This is a genomic window from Bradyrhizobium sp. Ghvi, from assembly GCF_900115265.1.
In the GTDB taxonomy this organism is placed as follows: Bacteria; Pseudomonadota; Alphaproteobacteria; order Rhizobiales; family Xanthobacteraceae; genus Bradyrhizobium.
This window is the reverse complement of record NZ_FOVU01000005.1, coordinates 575,639-594,581: the sequence shown is the minus strand read 5'-3', so window position 1 is coordinate 594,581 and position 18,943 is coordinate 575,639. Positions and strand designations below refer to the sequence as shown.

General features: G+C 64.5%; 14 protein-coding genes. 7 read left to right on the top strand and 7 right to left on the bottom strand.

All coding sequences use genetic code 11. From position 1 onward, the window contains the following. On the bottom strand, positions 1–546 hold the full coding sequence (locus BM374_RS21975) for a sigma-70 family RNA polymerase sigma factor (protein WP_092296351.1): 546 nt from the start codon (positions 544–546) through the stop codon (positions 1–3). 291 nt (positions 547–837) lie between these two features. On the opposite strand from BM374_RS21975, the gene BM374_RS21970 reads away from it, so the two are divergent. The 5 genes from BM374_RS21970 (at position 838) to BM374_RS21950 (ending at position 5,641) form a co-directional block, all read left to right on the top strand. After that, the gene (locus tag BM374_RS21970; protein ID WP_092296348.1) at positions 838–1,515 is read left to right on the top strand and encodes a hypothetical protein; all 678 of its coding nucleotides are present in this window, start codon (positions 838–840) and stop codon (positions 1,513–1,515) included. Between the two features lie 135 nt (positions 1,516–1,650). Then, the gene (locus BM374_RS21965; protein ID WP_092296345.1) at positions 1,651–2,430 is read left to right on the top strand and encodes an enoyl-CoA hydratase; all 780 of its coding nucleotides are present in this window, start codon (positions 1,651–1,653) and stop codon (positions 2,428–2,430) included. A 188-nt stretch (positions 2,431–2,618) separates the two neighbouring features. After that, positions 2,619–4,049 (top strand): TolC family outer membrane protein, encoded by a 1,431-nt coding sequence (locus BM374_RS21960; RefSeq protein ID WP_092296342.1) that lies wholly within the window; start codon positions 2,619–2,621, stop codon positions 4,047–4,049. Positions 4,050–4,066: 17 nt separating this feature from the next. Next, a complete protein-coding gene (locus BM374_RS21955; RefSeq protein WP_092296338.1) occupies positions 4,067–4,624 on the top strand; it encodes a P-loop NTPase family protein in 558 nt (185 codons plus the stop codon). Positions 4,625–4,678: 54 nt separating this feature from the next. Continuing rightward, positions 4,679–5,641: an amidohydrolase family protein gene (locus BM374_RS21950; RefSeq protein ID WP_092296335.1), complete on the top strand. Its 963-nt coding sequence runs from the start codon at positions 4,679–4,681 to the stop codon at positions 5,639–5,641. Positions 5,642–5,654: 13 nt separating this feature from the next. Here the strand turns inward: BM374_RS21950 and BM374_RS21945 are convergent, their stop codons facing one another. The 3 genes from BM374_RS21945 to BM374_RS21935 form a co-directional block, all read right to left on the bottom strand. Then, complete coding sequence (locus tag BM374_RS21945) at positions 5,655–8,771, bottom strand: efflux RND transporter permease subunit (protein WP_092296332.1); 3,117 nt, start codon at positions 8,769–8,771, stop codon at positions 5,655–5,657. A gap of 33 nt (positions 8,772–8,804) precedes the next feature. Further along, complete coding sequence (locus BM374_RS21940; RefSeq protein WP_092296329.1) at positions 8,805–10,052, bottom strand: efflux RND transporter periplasmic adaptor subunit; 1,248 nt, start codon at positions 10,050–10,052, stop codon at positions 8,805–8,807. Positions 10,053–10,204: 152 nt separating this feature from the next. Beyond that, positions 10,205–11,614, bottom strand: a complete 1,410-nt coding sequence (locus tag BM374_RS21935) for a CoA transferase (protein ID WP_092296326.1) — start codon at positions 11,612–11,614, stop codon at positions 10,205–10,207. Positions 11,615–11,670: 56 nt separating this feature from the next. Here BM374_RS21935 and BM374_RS21930 point away from each other — a divergent pair, with 56 nt between their 5' ends. Then, the gene (locus tag BM374_RS21930) at positions 11,671–11,958 is read left to right on the top strand and encodes a hypothetical protein (protein WP_092296323.1); all 288 of its coding nucleotides are present in this window, start codon (positions 11,671–11,673) and stop codon (positions 11,956–11,958) included. A 205-nt stretch (positions 11,959–12,163) separates the two neighbouring features. Then, the gene (locus BM374_RS21925) at positions 12,164–12,934 is read left to right on the top strand and encodes an SDR family NAD(P)-dependent oxidoreductase (RefSeq protein ID WP_092296320.1); all 771 of its coding nucleotides are present in this window, start codon (positions 12,164–12,166) and stop codon (positions 12,932–12,934) included. Positions 12,935–13,145: 211 nt separating this feature from the next. Here the strand turns inward: BM374_RS21925 and BM374_RS21920 are convergent, their stop codons facing one another. The 3 genes from BM374_RS21920 to BM374_RS21910 are packed head-to-tail and all read right to left on the bottom strand — an operon-like array spanning position 13,146 to position 18,875. Continuing rightward, positions 13,146–16,598 (bottom strand): error-prone DNA polymerase, encoded by a 3,453-nt coding sequence (locus tag BM374_RS21920; RefSeq protein WP_092296317.1) that lies wholly within the window; start codon positions 16,596–16,598, stop codon positions 13,146–13,148. Further along, positions 16,595–18,190 carry a Y-family DNA polymerase gene (locus tag BM374_RS21915; protein ID WP_177248451.1) on the bottom strand — a complete coding sequence of 532 codons (1,596 nt, stop codon included), beginning with the start codon at positions 18,188–18,190 and terminating at the stop codon, positions 16,595–16,597. Before BM374_RS21915 ends, BM374_RS21920 begins: the two co-directional genes overlap by 4 nt. Continuing rightward, positions 18,087–18,875: an ImuA family protein gene (locus tag BM374_RS21910; protein ID WP_092296314.1), complete on the bottom strand. Its 789-nt coding sequence runs from the start codon at positions 18,873–18,875 to the stop codon at positions 18,087–18,089. The genes BM374_RS21915 and BM374_RS21910 overlap by 104 nt, the downstream gene beginning before the upstream one ends. Between the last annotated feature and the right edge of the window lie 68 nt (positions 18,876–18,943).

Sequence of the window (18,943 nt, the reverse complement as noted above, 5' to 3'; positions counted from 1 at the left end):
CTAATGGTCCCGTAGTTTGGCGGTCAGGGCTGCAAGCCCCCGATGCAGCGCGACCCGCACCGCACCTTCGCTCATCGAGAATTTCGTCGCCGTATCCTTGATCGAGGCGCTGTCGACGGCGATCGACTGCAACACGTCGCGCTGGCGCTGCGGCAGCGTGTTGAGCTGCGCGGTAACCTCGCCCGCGGACGCCGTCTCCTGCGGCGCTTCGCCGGGCAGCGTCTCGGCGAAATCGTCGATGTTGACGAAGACACGCCGGCCGCGGCGCCTGAGCGCGTCGATGAGCTTGTTGCGCGCGATCGCGAACAGCCAGGGGGCGAAGGGCGCTTCGCTGTCCCAGGTGTGCCGCTTTAGATGCACCGCCAACAAAATCTCCTGCACGATATCCTCAGCCTGGTCGGGAGGCTGCCCGGCCCTCGCCAGGCCGCGCCTCGCGGCGGCGCGCAGCACCGGCGTGACCGCCTTCAGCAGGCGATGATACGCCGCATCATCGCCAGCCATGGCCGACCGCATCAGGCCGGTCCACTCGTCCTCACGTCCGCGCACGCGCGCCCCTCACCATTGCAATTCGGCCGCTCTTTCAACTTGTTACGCCACGACGCAAGAGATCACGAAATCGTGATGTCGCCAGGCCCGCCCCGAAGCAACCGCAGAAATTCCGGTCAGGGCTCATAACACCGATCGGTCCCTGCCGCACGCGGCCGGACGGCTCGGGCCGACCGCTTTGCCCCGGTTTTGCCCGGTGTGGCCCGAAGATTCCCATTTTTTGCCCCGCTGTCGTCATGCGCCAGGGTCTCTGTTCGCTCCCGGGACGGGCGTATTGGGGAGATCGTCAACATGATGAAAGCCAGCGAACGCGCGGCATTGGTCATTCTGGCCGGACTATTGCTGCTGTTTGGCGCGGCGGCGCAGGCCGCGCCAAGCTCTGCGGCCAGCACGAGCGCCAGCAAACAGGCCGATGCGAGCAAGCCAGCCAAGCAGCGGAGCCATTCGTCTCGCCGTCATACCGACAGCAAGACGGTGCAGAAATCCGACGACAAAGCCGACAAGCCTGACCAGACGGATCCGACGGCGCAGCCCGACGAGACCAAGGCTGGCAAACAGGCCGGCACCGATGTGCCGGGCTCGAGCCAGATGCCCCCGCAAGTCGCCAATGCCAATGCGCAGCTTGCTCCCGCCGATACGCCGCCTGCAGCAGCAGCCTCCGCAATGACGGGCCGCGCCAACGACAACGTTCAAGCGGCAGCCGATAATACCGCGGGCCCCAATGCCGAGAACCAGGTGGTCGCACCCGACCAGCTCAACGACCTCGATCGCGCCCTGCAACAGGACAACCCGCCCGCCCAGAAAGCGGTGATCGCCACAACCGATGCGCAGCCGCGTCCGGCGCCCGTGATGGCGAGCAGCCAGCTCAGCTCTTCGGCCTGGGACCAGAGCTCGCTGATCGGCAAGATCTTCATTGGCGTCGGTACGCTGCTAACGCTGGCCTCCGCCGCGCGCATGTTCATGGCCTGAATTTTTGGCCCGATTTTTGGCCTGAGCCCCTTTTCTGGAGCGCGCGTCTTGCGCGCGTTCCAGCGGCTTCTGACCCCTTGAAGCCCACCCCGCCAGCGGGCACATTGCCCACTCAATCAGAAGCGTGGGTGGAACATGAGCACGTTCGAACACATCATCGTCGAAAGCATCAAGGCGGTCGGCATCATCAAGCTGAACCGGCCGAAGATGCTCAACGCGCTCTCCTTCGGCGTTTTCCGCGAGATTGCCGCGGCCGTCGACGACCTCGAGGCCGACGACGCCATCGGCTGTATCGTCGTGACCGGCAGCGAAAAAGCCTTTGCCGCCGGCGCCGACATCAAGGAGATGCAGCCGAAGAGCTTCATCGACATGTTCTCCGAGGACTTTGCCGCGATCGGCGGCGACCGTATCGCACGCTGTCGCAAACCGACCATTGCGGCGGTCGCCGGCTACGCGCTCGGTGGCGGCTGCGAGCTCGCCATGATGTGCGATTTCATCATCGCCGCCGACACCGCCAAATTCGGCCAGCCCGAGATCACGCTCGGCACCATCCCCGGAATCGGCGGCACCCAGCGCCTGACGCGCGCGATCGGCAAGTCCAAGGCCATGGATCTCTGTCTCACGGGCCGTATGATGGATGCGGCGGAAGCGGAGCGCAGTGGCCTCGTCAGCCGCATCGTACCGGCCGATAGGCTGATGGAGGAGACCATGTCGGCCGCGGAGAAGATCGCCGCGATGTCGCGGCCCGCGATCGCCATGGCCAAGGAGGCGGTCAACCGCGCCTTCGAGACCACGCTCAATGAAGGCATGAGCGTCGAGCGCAACCTGTTTCACGCGACCTTCGCGCTCGAAGACCGCTCCGAGGGCATGGCCGCGTTCATCGAGAAGCGTAAGCCGGTGAACAAGAACCGGTAAAGCCGACGAATGGTCAGGCTGGTGTAAGGCTGCGTCCCTTTCCCGCAGAACCCCTGTGACGCGCCTGCAACAAGCACGGATTTCATGGGGGTTTCCTCCGCGGCAGTTTGCCTGCGCGACCAGCGCTGGGTAAACAGTTAAGAGAGCCGCCGTCGGCGGGGGCGGACAGCCGGGGTTTGCGGGATTACATGATTGGGGGTGGCGCCAGAATTGGTCGCGTGAGGACGCGGCGTCGATCGGGCGTGGGTCCTGTCCTGGCGACATGGACCACACTGGCGCTCTGTTGCACCCTGCCCGCTGCAGCCTACGCCGAGGCTCTGCCCGAGGCGCTGGTCAAAGCCTACCAGACCAATCCGCAACTCAATGCCGAGCGCGCAAGACAACGCTCCACTGACGAGAACGTGCCGCAGGCGCTCGCCGGCTATCGGCCACAGATCGTGGCGAGCCTCAGCGCCGGCTTGCAGGCGGTGCGCAACCTGCTTCCTGACAACACCATCCAGACCGCGACGCTGAAGCCCTGGACCATCGGGGTCACGGTGTCGCAGACCCTGTTCAACGGTTTCCGCACCGCCAACAGCGTGCGGGTCGCCGAACTCCAGGTGCAGTCCGGCCGCGAGGCATTGCGCAATGTCGGTCAGGGCGTGCTGCTCGACGCGGTCACAGCCTACACTAATGTGCTGGCGAACCAGTCGCTGGTCGAAGCCCAGCGCTCCAACGTCGCCTTCCTGCGCGAGACGCTTTCCATCACCCAGCGTCGTCTCAACGCCGGCGACGTCACCCCAACCGATACCGCCCAGGCCGAGGCGCGGCTCAATCGCGGCCTTGCCGACCTCAACGCCGCCGAGGTCGCTCTCGCTGTGAGCCAGGCGACTTATGCCCAGGTGATCGGCAATGCGCCCGCCGCGCTTCGCCCCGCCGAAGTGGTCGATCGCTATCTGCCGAAGAGCCGTGAGGATTCGATCGCGATGGCGATCCGCGAGCATCCGGCGGTCATGGCTGCGAGCTTCGACGTGGACGTCGCCTCGACCAACATCCGCGTCGCCGAAGGCGCGCTGCTGCCGAGCGCCACCCTCCAGGGCAGCGTCAGCCGCAGCCGCGACAGCGACCAGACACTCGGCACCCGCGCCACCGACCAGGCCTCGATCGTCGCCAACGTCACCGCGCCGATCTATGACGGCGGCCAGGCCGCCTCGCAGACCCGGCAGGCCAAGGAAGTCACGGCGCAGAGCCGGCTCGTGCTCGACCAGGTGCGCAACCAGGCGCGCACCGCCGCGGTCAGCGCCTGGGTTGCCAATGAAGGCGCCAAGATCGCAGTCTCGGCCTCGGAGTCCGAGGTGAAGGCGGCGACCGTCGCGCTCCAGGGCGTACAGCGCGAGGCCGCCGGAGGACAGCGCACCACGGTCGACGTGCTGAACTCGCAAGCCGATCTGATCCAGGCCAGGGCCCGCCTGATCGGCGCCCTGCGCGATCGCGTCATCGCCTCTTACACGCTGCTCAGCGCGGTCGGCCATCTCGACGTCAAGACGCTGAGCCTGAACACCCCGGACTATCTGCCCGAAGTGCACTACCATCAGGTCCGCGACGCCTGGCACGGCCTGCGTACGCCGTCGGGGCAGTAATTTTTCGGTCGGCATCGATGAAGAGCCGCCGCATTCATCTGATGGGAGCTTCGGGTTCCGGCGTGACGACGCTGGGTCGCGCGCTTGCGAACCGGTTGGCCCTGCCGCATCACGATACCGACGATTATTTCTGGCTGCCGACTGCGCCGCCTTGTCAGACGACCCGCCCTGCCGCCGACCGGTTGCGCCTGATGCGTGAGATGTTTCTGCCGCGTCTCGATTGGGTGCTCAGCGGCACCGTCACCGGCTGGGGCGACGAGCTCGTCCAGTTCTTCGATGTTGTCGTCTTCGTGGCCACGCCGCGCGAGCTTCGCATGCAGCGTCTGCGCGCCCGCGAAGCTACGCACTTCGGTGCCGACGCTGTCGCGCCCGGGGGCTGGCGCGGCCAGGAGATGGAGGCGTTCGTAGAATGGGCCTCGCACTACGAAGCCGGTGATCGCGACGGACGCAGTCTGATAAGAGATGAGGCATGGCTCGCTCCCCTACCCTGCCCGGTGGTCCGCGTTGACGGCTCACGCCCCGTTGCCGAGCTGGTCGATCTGCTATGCAGCGAAGCACAGCGACTGCTCGGATGATGTGATACTGTTCTTCACAACAAGACATGAGGCAACGAAGCAGGGAGAGAAGCCATGCTCAATCGACGCAGTGTCCTGCTTGCCTCTCTCGCCGGCGGAGTAGCCATGACCACCAGAGTCCACGCCCGTGCGTCGCAACCCGGAACGCCGGTCAATTTTGACGTCCCGCCGCATGCCTGCGACTGCCACACCCACATCCACGGCGATGTCGAAAGATTTCCTTTCTTCCCGGGCCGGGTCTACACGCCCGAACCGGCCTCGCCGGAAGAGATGGCCGCCCTGCACAAGGCACTACATATCGAGCGCGTCGTAATCGTCACCCCGAGCGTCTACGGCACCGACAATTCCTCGACCTTGTTCGGCATGAAGGCGCGCGGAGCGAACGCGCGCGGCGTCGCCGTGATCGACGACAAGACGACGGAAGCCCAGCTCGACACGATGCAGCAGGAGGGTTTTCGCGGGATCCGCATCAATCTCGCGACCGGCGGCATCAGCGATCCCAATGTCGGTCGCGCCCGCTTCACGGCCGCGGCCGAACGCATGAAGGCACGCGGCTGGCACGTACAGCTCTACACCACGCTGCCGATGATCTCCGCCATCAGGGATCTCGTGCTGGCTTCACCGGTCCCCGCCGTGTTCGACCATTTCGGCGGTCTCGACGCCTCGCTCGGACTGGAGCAGCCCGGCTTTGCTGACCTCGTTGCGCTCGTCAAATCCGGCAAGGCCTATGTGAAGATCTCCGGTGCCTACCGCTCCTCGAAGCTCGCGCCCGATTATCAGGACATGGTGCCCTATGCCCGCGCGCTCATCGCTGCGAACGCCGACCGCATCGTCTGGGGCACCGACTGGCCGCATCCGGATTCGAGTCACGTCGAGGGGCGGAAAGCCACCGACATCGCGCCGCTCTATCAGATCGACGACGGCCGTCTGCTCAACCAGCTTCCGGCGTGGGCGCCGGATGCCGAAGTGCGCAAGAAGATCCTGGTCGATAATCCTGCGCGACTGTACGGCTTCTGAGTCGCGGCGGCTGTCAGCGCGCGCGGCGCGAGAAGAAGGAGATCAGCACTGGCAAGGTGACGAGGATGACGACCGGCGCCAGCATCATGCCCGTGACGACAACGACCGCGAGCGGCTTCTGCACCTGCGAGCCGATGCCTTCCGACAACGCGGCCGGCAGCAGGCCGACGCCTGCGACCACGCAGGTCATCAGCACGGGCCGAAGCTGCAACTCGCCGGTACGGATCACTGCGCTCATGCGGTCCATGCCCTCTTCGATCAGCTGGTTGAACTGCGAGAGGATGATGATGCCGTCCATCACGGCGATGCCGAACAGCGCGATGAAGCCGATCGCCGCGGAGACGCTGAAGGCGGTGCCGGAGATCAAGAGGCCAAGCACGCCGCCGAAGATCGCCATCGGGATCACGCTCATGGCGAGCAGCGTGTCGGTCATCGAGCCGAAATTGAACCAGAGCAGGATGCCGATGAGTGCCAGCGAGATCGGCACCACGATCGACAGGCGTCGGATCGCATCCTGGAGGTTGCCGAACTCGCCGACCCATTCCATGTGCGAGCCGGGCGGCAGTTGCACCTGGTCGGCGATCTTCTGTTGCGCTTCGCGGATGGCGCTGCCGAGGTCGCGCTCACGCACCGAGAACTTGATCGGCAGATAGCGTTCCTGCTGCTCGCGATAGATATAGGCGGCGCCGGAGACGAGGCTGATGGTGGCGACTTCGCTTAAGGGAATCTGGGTGATCGAGCCGTTCGGCCCCGGCGCGCCGATCCGGATGTTCTGGATCGCCTCGGCGCTGCGGCGATATTCCGGCGCAAGGCGAACGATGATCGGGAAGTGGCGGTCGGATCCGGGCTCGTAGAGATCGCCCGCCGTGTCGCCGCCGATCGCCACCTTGATGGTGGCGTTGATATCGCCGGGCGCGAGCCCGTAGCGCGCGGCCTTGGCGCGATCGATATCGATCTGCACGGTCGGCTGCCCGAGCGAGGTGAAGACCGCGAGATCGGTGACGCCCTGCACCGTCGACAACACCTGTTTGATCTTGTTGGCGGTGTCGGTCAGCGCCTGCAGGTCGCTGCCGAACAGCTTGATCGAGTTCTCGCCCTTCACGCCGGAGACGGCTTCGGAAACGTTGTCCTGCAGATATTGCGAGAAGTTGAACTCGACACCGGGGAAGCGGTCGTCGAGCTGCTTGAGCAGCTCTGCCGTCAGAACTTCCTTGTCATGCGTGCCCGGCCACTCGCTTGCGGGCTTCAGCGGCGCGAAGAACTCGGCATTGAAGAAGCCGGCGGCGTCGGTGCCGTCATCAGGACGGCCGTGCTGCGACACCACGGCCTCGACCTCGGGCCGCGCACGGATCAGCTTGCGCATCTCGTTGACGTAGGAGTTGCCCTCCTGGAGCGAGATGGTCGGCGGCAGCGTGGCGCGGATCCAGAGGTTGCCCTCTTCAAGCTTGGGCAGGAATTCGAGGCCGAGCAGCCGGCCGAACACGATCGTCATCACCACGAGGCCGGCTGCGCCGCCGAGCACGATGGTGCGGTTGGCGACGGCCCAATTCAGCACCGGCATGTAGAGCCGGTGCAGAACCTGCATCACCCGGGTCTCGGTCTCCTCGACATGCGCGGGCAGGATGATCGCGGACAGCGCGGGCGTGACGGTGAAGGTCGCCAGCAGGCCGCCGGCGAGCGCATAGGCATAGGTGCGCGCCATCGGCCCGAAGATGTTGCCCTCGACGCCCGACAGCGTGAACAGCGGCAGGAAGGCTGCGATAATGATGGCGGCGGCAAAGAAGATCGAACGCGACACGTCGGCCGCGGCGCTGAGGATGGCGTGGCTCTTCATGCCGAACAGCGTCTCGGGCGACATATGCTCGGACTCCGTCGTCGGCGTCGTCTGCGTCAGGCGGCGGAAGATCGCCTCCACCATGATGACGGTGGCATCGACGATCAGCCCGAAATCGATGGCGCCGACCGACAGCAAATTGGCCGATTCGCCGCGCAGCACCAGGATGATCACGGCGAAGAACAGCGCGAACGGAATGGTGGCGCCGACGATCAGCGCGCTTCTGAGATCGCCGAGGAAGATCCACTGCAACAACACGATCAAGAGGATACCGACCACCATGTTGTGCAGCACGGTGTGGGTGGTGAGGTCGATCAGGTCCTTGCGATCGTAGATGCGCTCGATGTGCACGCCCGGCGGCAGAATGGTGGAATTGTTGATCTGGGCGACGAGTTGCTCGACGCGATTGATGGTCGGCGTGCTCTGCTCGCCGCGACGCATCAGCACGATGCCCTGCACGATGTCGTCGGCATCGTCGAGACCGGCGATACCGAGACGCGGTTTCTGGCCGACGGTAACGGTGGCGACGTCCTTCACCAGCACCGGATTGCCGTTGGTCTGCGCCACCATGGTGTTGGCGAGGTCGTCGATCGAGCGGATCAGGCCGACGCCGCGGACCACGGCGGATTGCTGGCCGATATTGACGGTGTTGCCGCCGACATTGACGTTGGAATTGCTGACCGCCTGGAGCAGCTGCGGCAGCGTCAGGCCGTTGGCGACCAGCTTGTTGTTGTCGACCTGGAGCTCATAGGTCTTGCTCTTGCCGCCCCAGCCGGTGACGTCGATCACGCCGGGCACGGCGCGGAAGCGGCGCTGGAGGATCCAGTCCTGGACGGTCTTGAGGTCCAGCACACTGTAGTTTGGCGGGCCGACCAGGCGATAGCGGAAGATTTCGCCGATCGGACTCAAAGGCGAGATCTGCGGCTGCACATTGCCCGGCAGCGGCGCAAGCTGCGCCAGCCGGTTCAGGACCTGCTGCAACGCCTCGTCATAGGTGTAGGCGAACGAGAACTGGAGTTTGACGTCGGAGAGACCGTAGAGCGAGATGGTGCGGATGGTCGTGAGATTCTTCAGCCCCGCGACCTGGGTCTCGATCGGGATCGTGATGTAGCGCTCGATCTCTTCCGCCGACAGGCCCGGGCTCTGCGTCACGATGTCGACCATCGGCGGGGTCGGATCGGGATAGGCCTCGATGTTGAGCTGGTTGAACGCGATCAGGCCGCCGATGAACACGGCGACGAACATGCCGACCATCAGGAAGCGCCGGTTGACGGCAAGGGCGACGAGACGGTCCATTCAGGTTTTTCGCAGTTTCTCGGGGCTCGTCGATCAGCTACCGGACGCCGCGCGGTCGATGAACAGACTGCCCTTGACGACGATCTGTTCGCCGGGCTTCAGGTTGTTGGTCACCTCGACGAGGTTACCGTTGATCAGGCCGATCTTGATCTGGCGGAGCTCGACCGACTTGTCCTCATGCGCAACCCAGACCCTGACCTGGTTGCCTTCGTAGATCAGCGACTGTTTCGGCACCGCAGGCGCCGCGCGGTCACCGGCCGAATAGATCGTGACGTTGGCGAACATTTCCGGCTTGAGCGCGCCGTTCTTGTTGTCGATGGTGGCACGGACAAGCAGGCGGCGGGTGCTGGGATCGATCGCTGCGGCGACGTAATTGATCTTGGCGGTCAGCGGACGGCCCGGCAGCGCCATCACGTTCACGGAGATGTCCTGCCCGACGCTGACCTGTGCGGCGTCGCTCTCGCGCACGAAGGCGGTGAGCCAGACCGTGGAGAGATCGCCGATTACGAAGACCGGATCGCTGGCGCCGGCGCTAACATATTGTCCGGGACCGATCTTGCGCTGCACGACCGTGCCCGAGATCGGCGCATAGATCGTGATCTCCGGATTAATGGTGCTCTTGCTCTGGAACGCCTTGATCGTCTCGTCGGTGAAACCGAGGATGCGCAGCTTGTTGTTTGCAGCCTCCAGCGCCGTCACCGCGGAACGCATGTCGTTCTGCGCCTGGACCTGGGTCGCTTCCGCCTGCTGATAGTCCTTGAGCGGAATGGCGCGGCCCTCGTACAGATCCTTGGCGCGCTTGTACTGGATGTCGGCAAGCTCGAGCGCCGACCTTGCCTTGTTCTGCGATGTCATCGCCGCGATGAAATCGTTCTGGGCCTGCACGGTGTCGGCGGCCTCGATTGTGAACAGCGGTTGACCTTGGGTCACGCTCTCGCCCGGCTTGGCGAGCAGCTTGGTTACCCGGCCCGCATAGGGCGAGAACACCGGCGTCGAGCGGTCCTCATCGACCGCGACCTTACCTTCGGTGACGTACTCGGCGCGGAAGGTCTTGGCATTGACCGGTTCGATCGTCAGCGTCGCCCATTCTGACGGGGTCGGCGTGAAATTCTGAGCGTTCTTGCGCGACTGGCTGGAGACTTCGGAGTGCTTCTTCTCCTTGGCTGCGCCTGCAAACATCAAGCCGTAGACACCCGCCCCGGCAAGCGCCAGTAAAACTACGGATGTGATCACCCGTCGCTTTGTAAGCACCTGCAATCGTTTGGTATTTTCAGCTACCATGGGGCCCGGACATGTCTGCGACGATCTCGGCAGACGACTGCCTCATCGGTCGCGCTAATAGTGCCGAATTGAGATTTCAGACAACCTAAAAAACGCAGCTCGTCTTTCGGTTTGCGTTAAAATTTTGCGACACCGTCAGCTTCACGTCAGCTTCAGCGCGGCCATTGCGGCAGATGGCTGCCAAGCGGCATCGCTGGACGGCTCCAGTGCGCGGGCGTCCTCGACAACACGGCCGAATGGCGCACCGCCTTCAACGTGCCGAAGCCAGATGACACCGTTTCCATGAACGCAGCATGTACGGCCTCGCCCCTGATATCCGGGGTGTTGAGGCCGCCGTCGAGCCGGCCGAGATTCCACAGCCAGCGTCCGGTCTGCGCCAGCGACACGCGCACGTGCCAGCTGCCGCCTTCGCTCGCCTGGCGCGCCTTCGCCATCATCGCGCCAAACGCCATCAGATAGCCGGTGGCGTGGTCGAGCATCTGTGCCGGCAATTCCTTCGGGCTATCGATGCCGGCGGCCTTCCCTTCCGCATCGTTGAAGCCGGTCGCGGTCTGCACCAGCGAATCGAATCCGCGCCGCTCGGCCCAAGGGCCGACATGGCCATAGGCCGACAACGTGACGTAGACGATGCCGGGATTGATCTCCGCGGCGTGCTCCGGCGAGAAGCCAACAGCTGCGAGTGCGCGCGGGCGATAGCCCTGCGAAAAGACGTCAGCGTCTTTCAGCAGTTCGCGCATTTGCGCCCGACCTGTTTCGCTCTTCAATTCGACAAAGGTGGTGAGCTTGCCGCGGCCGGTGTCGATGGTGAGCCAGGGAATGGCCGGCAGATCGGGCCCCGAAACGAGCAGCACATCCGCCCCGTGCGCCGCGAGCGTGCGCCCGGCGACCGGCCCTGCGATGACGCGGGAGAGATCGAGCACGCGGAGGCCTGCGAGCGGCCGATCGCCTTCAGACCACGGCTTTTTAGACCAAGGCTTTGGCGGGGCGTCACCGATCTTCTCGATCGAGATCAGCGGCAGCTGGGCGAGCGCGCGCGCTTGCGGCAGCGCGGACCATTCGTCGTAGGAGCGCATCAGCGCAACGACTCCGCCGGCGGCATAGACCGCCGTTTCAAAATCTTCGCCTTTCCATTGCTTCAAGGCGGCCTGCACCTTGTCGCGCTCCGGCGCGCAGCCAAGCACCTTGCAGACGGCATCGCGATGGTGCGGGAAATTGGTGTGGCAGCGGACGAAACGGTCGTCGCCGGTCTTGTAGACGCCGGCAATGGCGTCCCAGGCCGGTGGAGGCGGCTTGTCATCGAGGCGCAGGTAACGCTCGGAACGGCATTCGACGACGGCGTGACGCATATCGACGGTGACATCTTGCGCCTCGCCACTGCGCAATCTCCAGATTTCGGCAGCTGCAAGACCGGCGGCGGCGATCGTTGCCTGCCCCGCGACGGCAACGCGGAAGGAGGATGGAATTTGTGGCTCCTCGCCGGTCAGGCGCACGCGATGAAGCGCGGCCGCGTCACCGCCGACGGAGGTCCAGATACCCTTGAGAATGTCGGCGGGGCTTTGCATGGCTTCTTCTCTCCCTTTAGCTTTGCCATGATCCCATTAGCACGGAAAGGATTGCAATGGCCGCCATCGATCCCCTCACCGCAGGCGCCGTGTTCGTCGCGACAGCGGCCACCGACGCAGTCTATGTGATGTTCACCTCAGCGGTCGTCGCGCGCAAGCGCGTGCCGGCGGCGAGCTGGAGCGCGATCTGGTATCTGCTCTCCTCCTACGCCGTGATCAGCTACACCGAGAACGCCATCTATGTCGCTTTCGCGGCGGCCGGTTCCTGGATCGGCGCCTATGCGTCGCTGACCTTCCTGCACCGCCCGCCCGGCGGTCCGCCGGTGGGGGCTGCGCCGGAGTGAGGGGGGCACTCTTAGCAATCTTGCGCGATGTCATCATCCGCGAAGGCGGATGATCCAGTATTCCAGAGACGCTGGTGATAGAATCGAGACGTCGCAGCGTACTGGATACCCCGCTTTCGCGGGGGGGTATGACACCGAGAACGAATTCGACATCTTGGCTTAAACAATTAAGCTCCCTGCGATCAACAAGAAGGAAAACCCCACAATGGATCTCGGTCTCAAAGGCAAAAACGCGGTCGTGCTCGGCGGCACGCGCGGCATCGGTCGGGCGATTGCGGCGACGCTGGCTGGTGAAGGCGCCAATGTCGCGGTCTGTGCGCGCAACGCGGAGCAGGTCGCAGCGACCGTCAATGAACTGAAAGCGAGCGGCATTCGGGCCACCGGCGGCGCGCTCGACGTCACCGACGGCGCCGCGCTGAAAGCGTGGGTCGAAGACACTGCAAAAGAGCTCGGCGGCATCGACATGCTGTTTTCCAATGCCGGGGCCATGGCGCAAGGCCATGATCCCGCGTCGTGGGAGCAGAATTTCCGACTCGACGTGCTCGGCGCCGTGCATGCGTTCGACGCCGCGCGGCCGTTCCTCGAAGCCAGGGGGGCGAGCAGCGGCGATGCCGCCTTCGTCATCATCTCCTCGATCTCGGCGGCCCAGGCCGACACGGCCAGCTCCTACGGCCCGATCAAGGCGGCGCTGATCCACATGGCCAAGGGGCTGGCACGGCAATACGCAAAGAAGAAGATCCGCGTCAACGTGGTCTCGCCCGGCACCGTCTATTTCAAGGGCGGCGTCTGGGAGATGATCGAGAAGAACATGCCGGAGCGTTACAACGACGCGATGAAGCGCAATCCGACGGGGCGCATGGCGACGCCACAGGAGATCGCAAGTGCCGCGGTGTTTCTGGCGAGCCCGGTGTCGGCATTCACCACGGGATCCAATCTCGTCGTGGATGGCGCGATCTCGAACCGGGTGAATTTTTAGAGGGTTGGCGCGCGGGCGCATCTCGCCCCGTCATCCTGAGGTGCGAGCGGTGCGGCGCAACGCGGCGCACGGGGAGCCTCGAAGGATGAACGGCCCGGACGCAACCGAGCCGTCGCCCTTCGAGGCTCGCCGAAGAGGCGAGCACCTCCAGCAACAACGGCTCCGCCGTTGCGCGGGGGTGACGGTGAGAGGTTTGTGCGTAGAACCAACCTCAATGAAAATCCCGCGACGGCGGCAGGATGCGGACGTTGCGGGGGTGGCGGATTTTTTGCGCCGGCATGTCCGCGAGGGCGCGAGGGTCTTCGTTGAGCGGTTCGACTACCGTGGCGCCTGCGGGCACCGGGTGCTTGCGGCTCAGGGCATCATTGGCGAGACCGATCAGATCGTGTGAGCGGTCGATCATGCGCTGGGCGATCAGATGCGTCACCTTCTCGGGGCTGCTCTGGATATAGCCCTGCACCTCGATAAGGCGCGCGCCCATCACCTCCTTGCGGTACTGCTCCATAATTTTTGGCCACACCACGACATTGGCGATGCCGGTTTCGTCCTCCAGCGTCATGAACACGACGCCACTGGCGCTGCCCGGTCGCTGCCGCACCAGCACCACGCCGGCGCAGCGGACGCGGCGCCGCTCGTTGTCATGGCTGATGTCCTTGCAGGCGACAATCCGCTCGCGCGTAAACATCTCGCGCAGGAATTCCATCGGATGGCCTTTGAGTGACAGCCGGATGGTCTGGTAATCGGCGACAACCTGCTCGGGGCGCGGCATCTCAGGCAACGGCTTGGCATGCTCATCCGGCTGCTCGCGCGCGGTGGCCGCTTCGAACAGCGGCAGCGCGACGTCATCGGGCAGCCGCCGCACCTGCCACAGCGCCTCGCGGCGGTCGAGCCCGAGCGAGCGGAACGCATCGGCATCCGCCAGCAGGATCAGAGCGCGCTTGGGCAAGCCGGTGTCGCGGGCGAAGTCCTCGAGCGAGGTGAAGGGCCGGCGATTGCGCGAAGCAATGATGCGGTCGGCCCAATCTTCTTTCTTGTCGTTCCGGGGCGACGCGTCAGCGTCGAGCCCGGAATCCATTCCGCCGAGCGTATGCGGCCCGACGGATTCCGGGCTCGCGCTACGCGCGCCCCGGAATGACGACTGTGAGCGCTTCAGCCTCTCCTCATCCTCGTCCAGCCAGTGGAAGCCGTCGATCTGACGAAATCCGAGACGCACGGCACAATATCTGTCGTCGGTGTTCTCCAGCGTGTTCTGCGCGCAGCTGTAGGACACGTCGATCTCGCGCACCTCGACGCCGTTCTTGCGGGCATCGCCGACGATCTGCGCAGGGGCGTAAAAGCCCATCGGCTGCGAGTTCAACAGGCCGCAGCAGAAGGCGTCGGGATGATGGTATTTCAGCCATGACGAGATGTAGACCAGTTGGGCAAAGCTCGCGGCATGGCTCTCCGGGAAGCCGTAGCTTCCAAAACCCTTGATCTGGTCAAAGCAGCTTCTGGCGAAGTTTGCATCATAGCCGCGCGCGACCATGTTGCCGATCAGCTTCTCCTCGTATTGGCCGATGGTGCCGACATTGCGAAAGGTCGCCATCGAGCGGCGCAGGCCGTTGGCTTCCTCGGGGGTGAATTTCGCCGCCTCTATCGCGATGCGCATCGCCTGCTCCTGGAACAGAGGCACGCCCAGCGTTTTGTGCAGCACATTGTAAAGCTCATTCTTGTCGCCGTGATCCGGCGACGGAGACGGATAGCTCACCTTCTCCAGACCATTCCGCCTGCGCAGATAAGGATGCACCATGTCGCCCTGGATCGGCCCCGGGCGTACGATTGCGACCTCGATGACGAGATCGTAGAAGGTCCGCGGCTTCAGCCGCGGCAGCATGTTCATCTGGGCGCGGCTCTCGACCTGGAAGACGCCGAGTGACTCGCCGGCACACAGCATGTCGTAAACTTTTTCATCATCCTGCGGGACGGTCGCCAGGACAAGCCGCTCGCCCTTATGCTGATCGATCAAATCAAAACACTTCCTGATGCAGGTCAGCATGCCCAGCGCAAGCACGTCGACCTTCATCATATTCAGCGCGTCGACGTCGTCCTTGTCCCATTCGATGAAGGTACGGTCGTCCATCGCGGCATTGCCGATGGGAACATAGGTGTCGAGCCGATCCTGCGTCAGCACATAGCCGCCGACATGCTGGGAGAGATGGCGCGGGAATTCGATCAGCTCGGTCGCAAGCTCGACCGCGAGGTTGATCATGGGATTTCCGGGGTCGAGCCCGGCCTGCCGGACCTGCATGTCGTTGAGGCCCTTGCCCCAGCTGCCCCAGACGGTGTCGGCGAGCGCGGCGGTGACGTCCTCGGTCAGCCCCAGCGCCTTGCCGACATCGCGGATGGCGCTGCGCGGACGATAATGGATGACAGTGGCGATGATCGCGGCGCGGTGGCGGCCGTAGCGGCGATAGACATATTGCATCACCTCCTCGCGCCGCGAATGCTCGAAATCGACGTCGATGTCAGGCGGCTCCAGCCGCTCCTTGGAGATGAAGCGCTCGAACAACAGATCGACCTTGGTCGGGTCGACCGAGGTGATGCCGAGCACGTAGCACACGGCCGAGTTCGCCGCCGAGCCGCGGCCCTGGCACAAAATGTTCTGGCTGCGCGCATAGTGGACAATGTCGTGCACGGTGAGGAAGTAATGCGCGTATTTCAGCTCAGCGATCAGCGCGAGCTCCTTCTTGAGCGTCGCGCGCAGCTTGTCGTCGATCTTGCCGCCGAAATATTTATCGACACCCGCCCAGGTCAGATCCTCCAGATGCCCCTGCGCAGTCTTACCCGGCGGCACCGGCTCGTCCGGGTATTGGTATTTGAGCTGGTCGAGCGAGAAATCGATACGATCGGAAAAGCGCATGGTCTCCGCGATTGCATCGGGGAAATCGCGAAACAGTCGCGCCATCTCGCGGGGCGCCTTCAGAAAGCGTTCGGCGTTGGCTTCCAGCTTGCGTCCGACCGCCTCGATCGTGGTCTTTTCCCGGATGCAGGTCAGCACGTCCTGAAGCGGACGGCGGCCGGGATCGTGGTAGAGCACCTCGTTGGTCGCGAGCAGCGGCACCTTTGCCTTGGCGGCGAGATCGTCGAGCCGCGCCAGGCGGCGGCGGTCGTCGCCGCGATAGATCAGGCTCGCCGCTAGCCACACGCCCTCGGCACGGCTTCCTTTCAGCTTTGCGAGAAGGTCCAGCGCTTGCGCCTGATCGAACCGATGCGGCAGCTTCAGGATCAGAAGTTGCCCCTCGGAGAACTCGAGCAGATCCGCGAAGCTGAGATGGCATTCGCCCTTCTCGATCCGTGTGATGTTGTCGCCGCGCTTGCCCCGGGTGAGAAGCTGGCACAGCCGGCCATAGGCAGCACGGTCGCGCGGATAGACGAAAATGTCGGGTGTGCCGTCGATGAAGACGATGCGGGCACCGATTAACAATTTTGGTTTATGCAATACCTTGTCATTGTCGAGCTCCTTGTAGGCCCGCACCACGCCGGCCAGCGTGTTGTGATCGGCGATGCCGATCACGGGGATGTTGAGCCTGCTGGCCTGATGCACATAAGCACGCGGATCCGAGCCGCCACGCAGGAAGGAGAAATTGGAGGTGATGCCGATCTCGGCATAAGCAGGCGTATTCATGCGAAGAGACCATGCACATACCAGTTGGGAGACGCGGGCTTGCCGTCGGCGTCGAACACCTCTCCCTCGTAAAGACCGTCGCGAAAAATCCAGAAGCGCAGCCCCTCGGCATCCTCGATGCGGAAATAATCCCGCGTCAGCTGCTTGCCGTCCTGCCGCCACCATTCCATGGCGATGCGCTCGGGTCCTTCCACCCGCACCACCGCATGTTTCGCTCGTCGCCAGGTGAATTGATGCGGCGGGCCGTCAGGCACCGTCGCGAACGGCACTGTGACCGGCTCCGGCTGGCCGAACAGCCTGAGGGGGCGCAGCGGCGGCTCGCTCTCGGCGTGCGCCGGCCATTCGGCCTGCATGGCAGCAGTGAGATGATGCTGGGCCGGCGCGGCCAGCACCGCCTGCTCGGGGATGTGCGTGTCTTGCGGCAGGTGCACGACAACGCGCTTGCCGCCGATGCGCGCGGCGATGCGGTCGATCAATGCGGCGAGCTCGTCATTGTCATGGACATGGGCATCGAGATCGCGCTGCTCCTGCACCACGATCTCGGTGCGGCTCGCCGACAGCCGCACCATGTCGAAGCCGAAGCCGGGATCGAGGGGATCGGCAAGCGCATCGAGCCGCTCGCGGAACAGGCGGTCGATGACCGCGCTTCGCGTCACGGGGCGTCCGGTCTCGACCATGATCGCCCGCACCGCGCCGTCGGTGCGGAAGAACGCCGCCTCCAGCCGTCGCGCGCCCTTGCCCTGCTTCTCCATGGATGCGATCAACGTGTCGGCCAGCCGCGACAGCGTCATCGCGATCATGGTGTCGGTCGCGATCGGCTCGGCAAAACGTTTTTCCACGATGTAATCGGGCAGCGGCTTTCGCGGATTGATCGGCGCATCGCCCTGTCCCAGCGCATGCGCAAGCAGCGTCGAGAACCGCGCACCGAACCGCGCCGTGATTTCGCTCGGGGCGCGCGAGGCGACATCGCCGATGGTCTTCAGGCCGGCGCGGCGCAGGCCGGTGGTGATGGCCTCGTCCGCACCGAGCGCGGACACCGGAAACCTATCGATCGCCGCCGCCTCTCCGCCGTCGGCGACGATGCTGGTTGTGGCTTGCCGCGTCAGCGTGCGCGCGCAGACCGAGGTGCCGGCGATGGCCGCACTGACGGCAAAGCCCTGGCGCGCCAGCGCATGAATCAGCGTCTTTAGCAGCGCCGCCTCGCCACCGAACAGATGCGCGCAACCGGTAATATCGAGGAACAACCCATGCGGCGGATCGAGCGCCACCAGCGGCGTGAAGCGGTCGCACCAATCGGCGATGTCGCTGAGCGTCTTCGCATCGGCCACGACATCGGCGTCGAATACTTTCAGATCCGGGCACATCGCCCGCGCATTGGCCAGCGGCTGCCCGATATGCAGGCCGAGCCGCTCGGCGGCCTCGTCAAGCGCGTGGATCACCAGCGCATTGTTGTTCTTGATGACAACGATACTCGGCTCATTGGTATTCTTACCCAGCCCGGCGCTGTTGAAGAACCGCTGGATCCGGTCGATGGGCAGGCGCGGCAGCCACAGGCTGAGAATACGTCGACGGTTCACTGAACTGGCACTCATCACAATTCCATTCCATGATCCAGCGGCCGCAGGGGCCATGACGATTGCGCAACAGCTCGGCATCGAAGCGCGGCGCACCCCAGGCACTCCACGCAGGTCCCGGCGGCGAATGCGCCGCGCGCAGCATCCATCGGGTTTCGGCAGTCGAGGGCAGCGGCTGCGCGGCCATCCGCAGCAACAGGCCGGTGACTCCGGACGATTGCGCAGCCAGCGTCAGCTTGCGACTCGCCACGAGATCGAACTGTCTTGTCTCGCCCCAGAGCTCGAGCACGACGGCACCGAGCGCATCGCAGGCGAGCGCGTCGGCCGAGGTGCGCAGCGCGCTCTCCACGTCAGCCGCACGCACCATCACCACGCGGCGCGGATCGAGGCCGAGTTCGGCAAGCCCGCTCATCGATAACGCGCCCGCTTCAAGCTCCGAAAAATCCTGCCGTACCCAGAGCAGCGGCCGCTGTGTCGTGACGCGGCCCGCAAGCCCCATCACGAAACCGGTGGCGGCGGCGCCCTGACGCCCCTCGCAAAACACCTCGTGGATTGCCGCGCGCGCGAGCCCGCCCTTCAAGACGTGGTCGACCTCGTTATGGCCGAGCGCGACCCGGTCGTGATGATGCACGACTTCCGCTGTCTCGATCCGTTCGATCTGGCTGCGCAAGGTCGCAAGCGCGCTCATGCGTGCGCCACTCATGCTCGCCGCTCCCTAAAGATGGATGCCGTGGCCTCAAAAGAAGAACCAACGGCTGGCTCATTTGTTCA

Coding starts and splice junctions, on each gene's coding strand:
- BM374_RS21970 (WP_092296348.1), top strand. CDS start 838: ATGATGAAAGCCAGCGAACGCGCGGCATTGGTCATTCTGGCCGGACTA.
- BM374_RS21965 (WP_092296345.1), top strand. CDS start 1,651: ATGAGCACGTTCGAACACATCATCGTCGAAAGCATCAAGGCGGTCGGC.
- BM374_RS21960 (WP_092296342.1), top strand. CDS start 2,619: ATGATTGGGGGTGGCGCCAGAATTGGTCGCGTGAGGACGCGGCGTCGA.
- BM374_RS21955 (WP_092296338.1), top strand. CDS start 4,067: ATGAAGAGCCGCCGCATTCATCTGATGGGAGCTTCGGGTTCCGGCGTG.
- BM374_RS21950 (WP_092296335.1), top strand. CDS start 4,679: ATGCTCAATCGACGCAGTGTCCTGCTTGCCTCTCTCGCCGGCGGAGTA.
- BM374_RS21945 (WP_092296332.1), bottom strand. CDS start 8,771: ATGGACCGTCTCGTCGCCCTTGCCGTCAACCGGCGCTTCCTGATGGTC.
- BM374_RS21940 (WP_092296329.1), bottom strand. CDS start 10,052: ATGGTAGCTGAAAATACCAAACGATTGCAGGTGCTTACAAAGCGACGG.
- BM374_RS21935 (WP_092296326.1), bottom strand. CDS start 11,614: ATGCAAAGCCCCGCCGACATTCTCAAGGGTATCTGGACCTCCGTCGGC.
- BM374_RS21930 (WP_092296323.1), top strand. CDS start 11,671: ATGGCCGCCATCGATCCCCTCACCGCAGGCGCCGTGTTCGTCGCGACA.
- BM374_RS21925 (WP_092296320.1), top strand. CDS start 12,164: ATGGATCTCGGTCTCAAAGGCAAAAACGCGGTCGTGCTCGGCGGCACG.
- BM374_RS21920 (WP_092296317.1), bottom strand. CDS start 16,598: ATGAATACGCCTGCTTATGCCGAGATCGGCATCACCTCCAATTTCTCC.
- BM374_RS21915 (WP_177248451.1), bottom strand. CDS start 18,190: ATGAGTGCCAGTTCAGTGAACCGTCGACGTATTCTCAGCCTGTGGCTG.
- BM374_RS21910 (WP_092296314.1), bottom strand. CDS start 18,875: ATGAGTGGCGCACGCATGAGCGCGCTTGCGACCTTGCGCAGCCAGATC.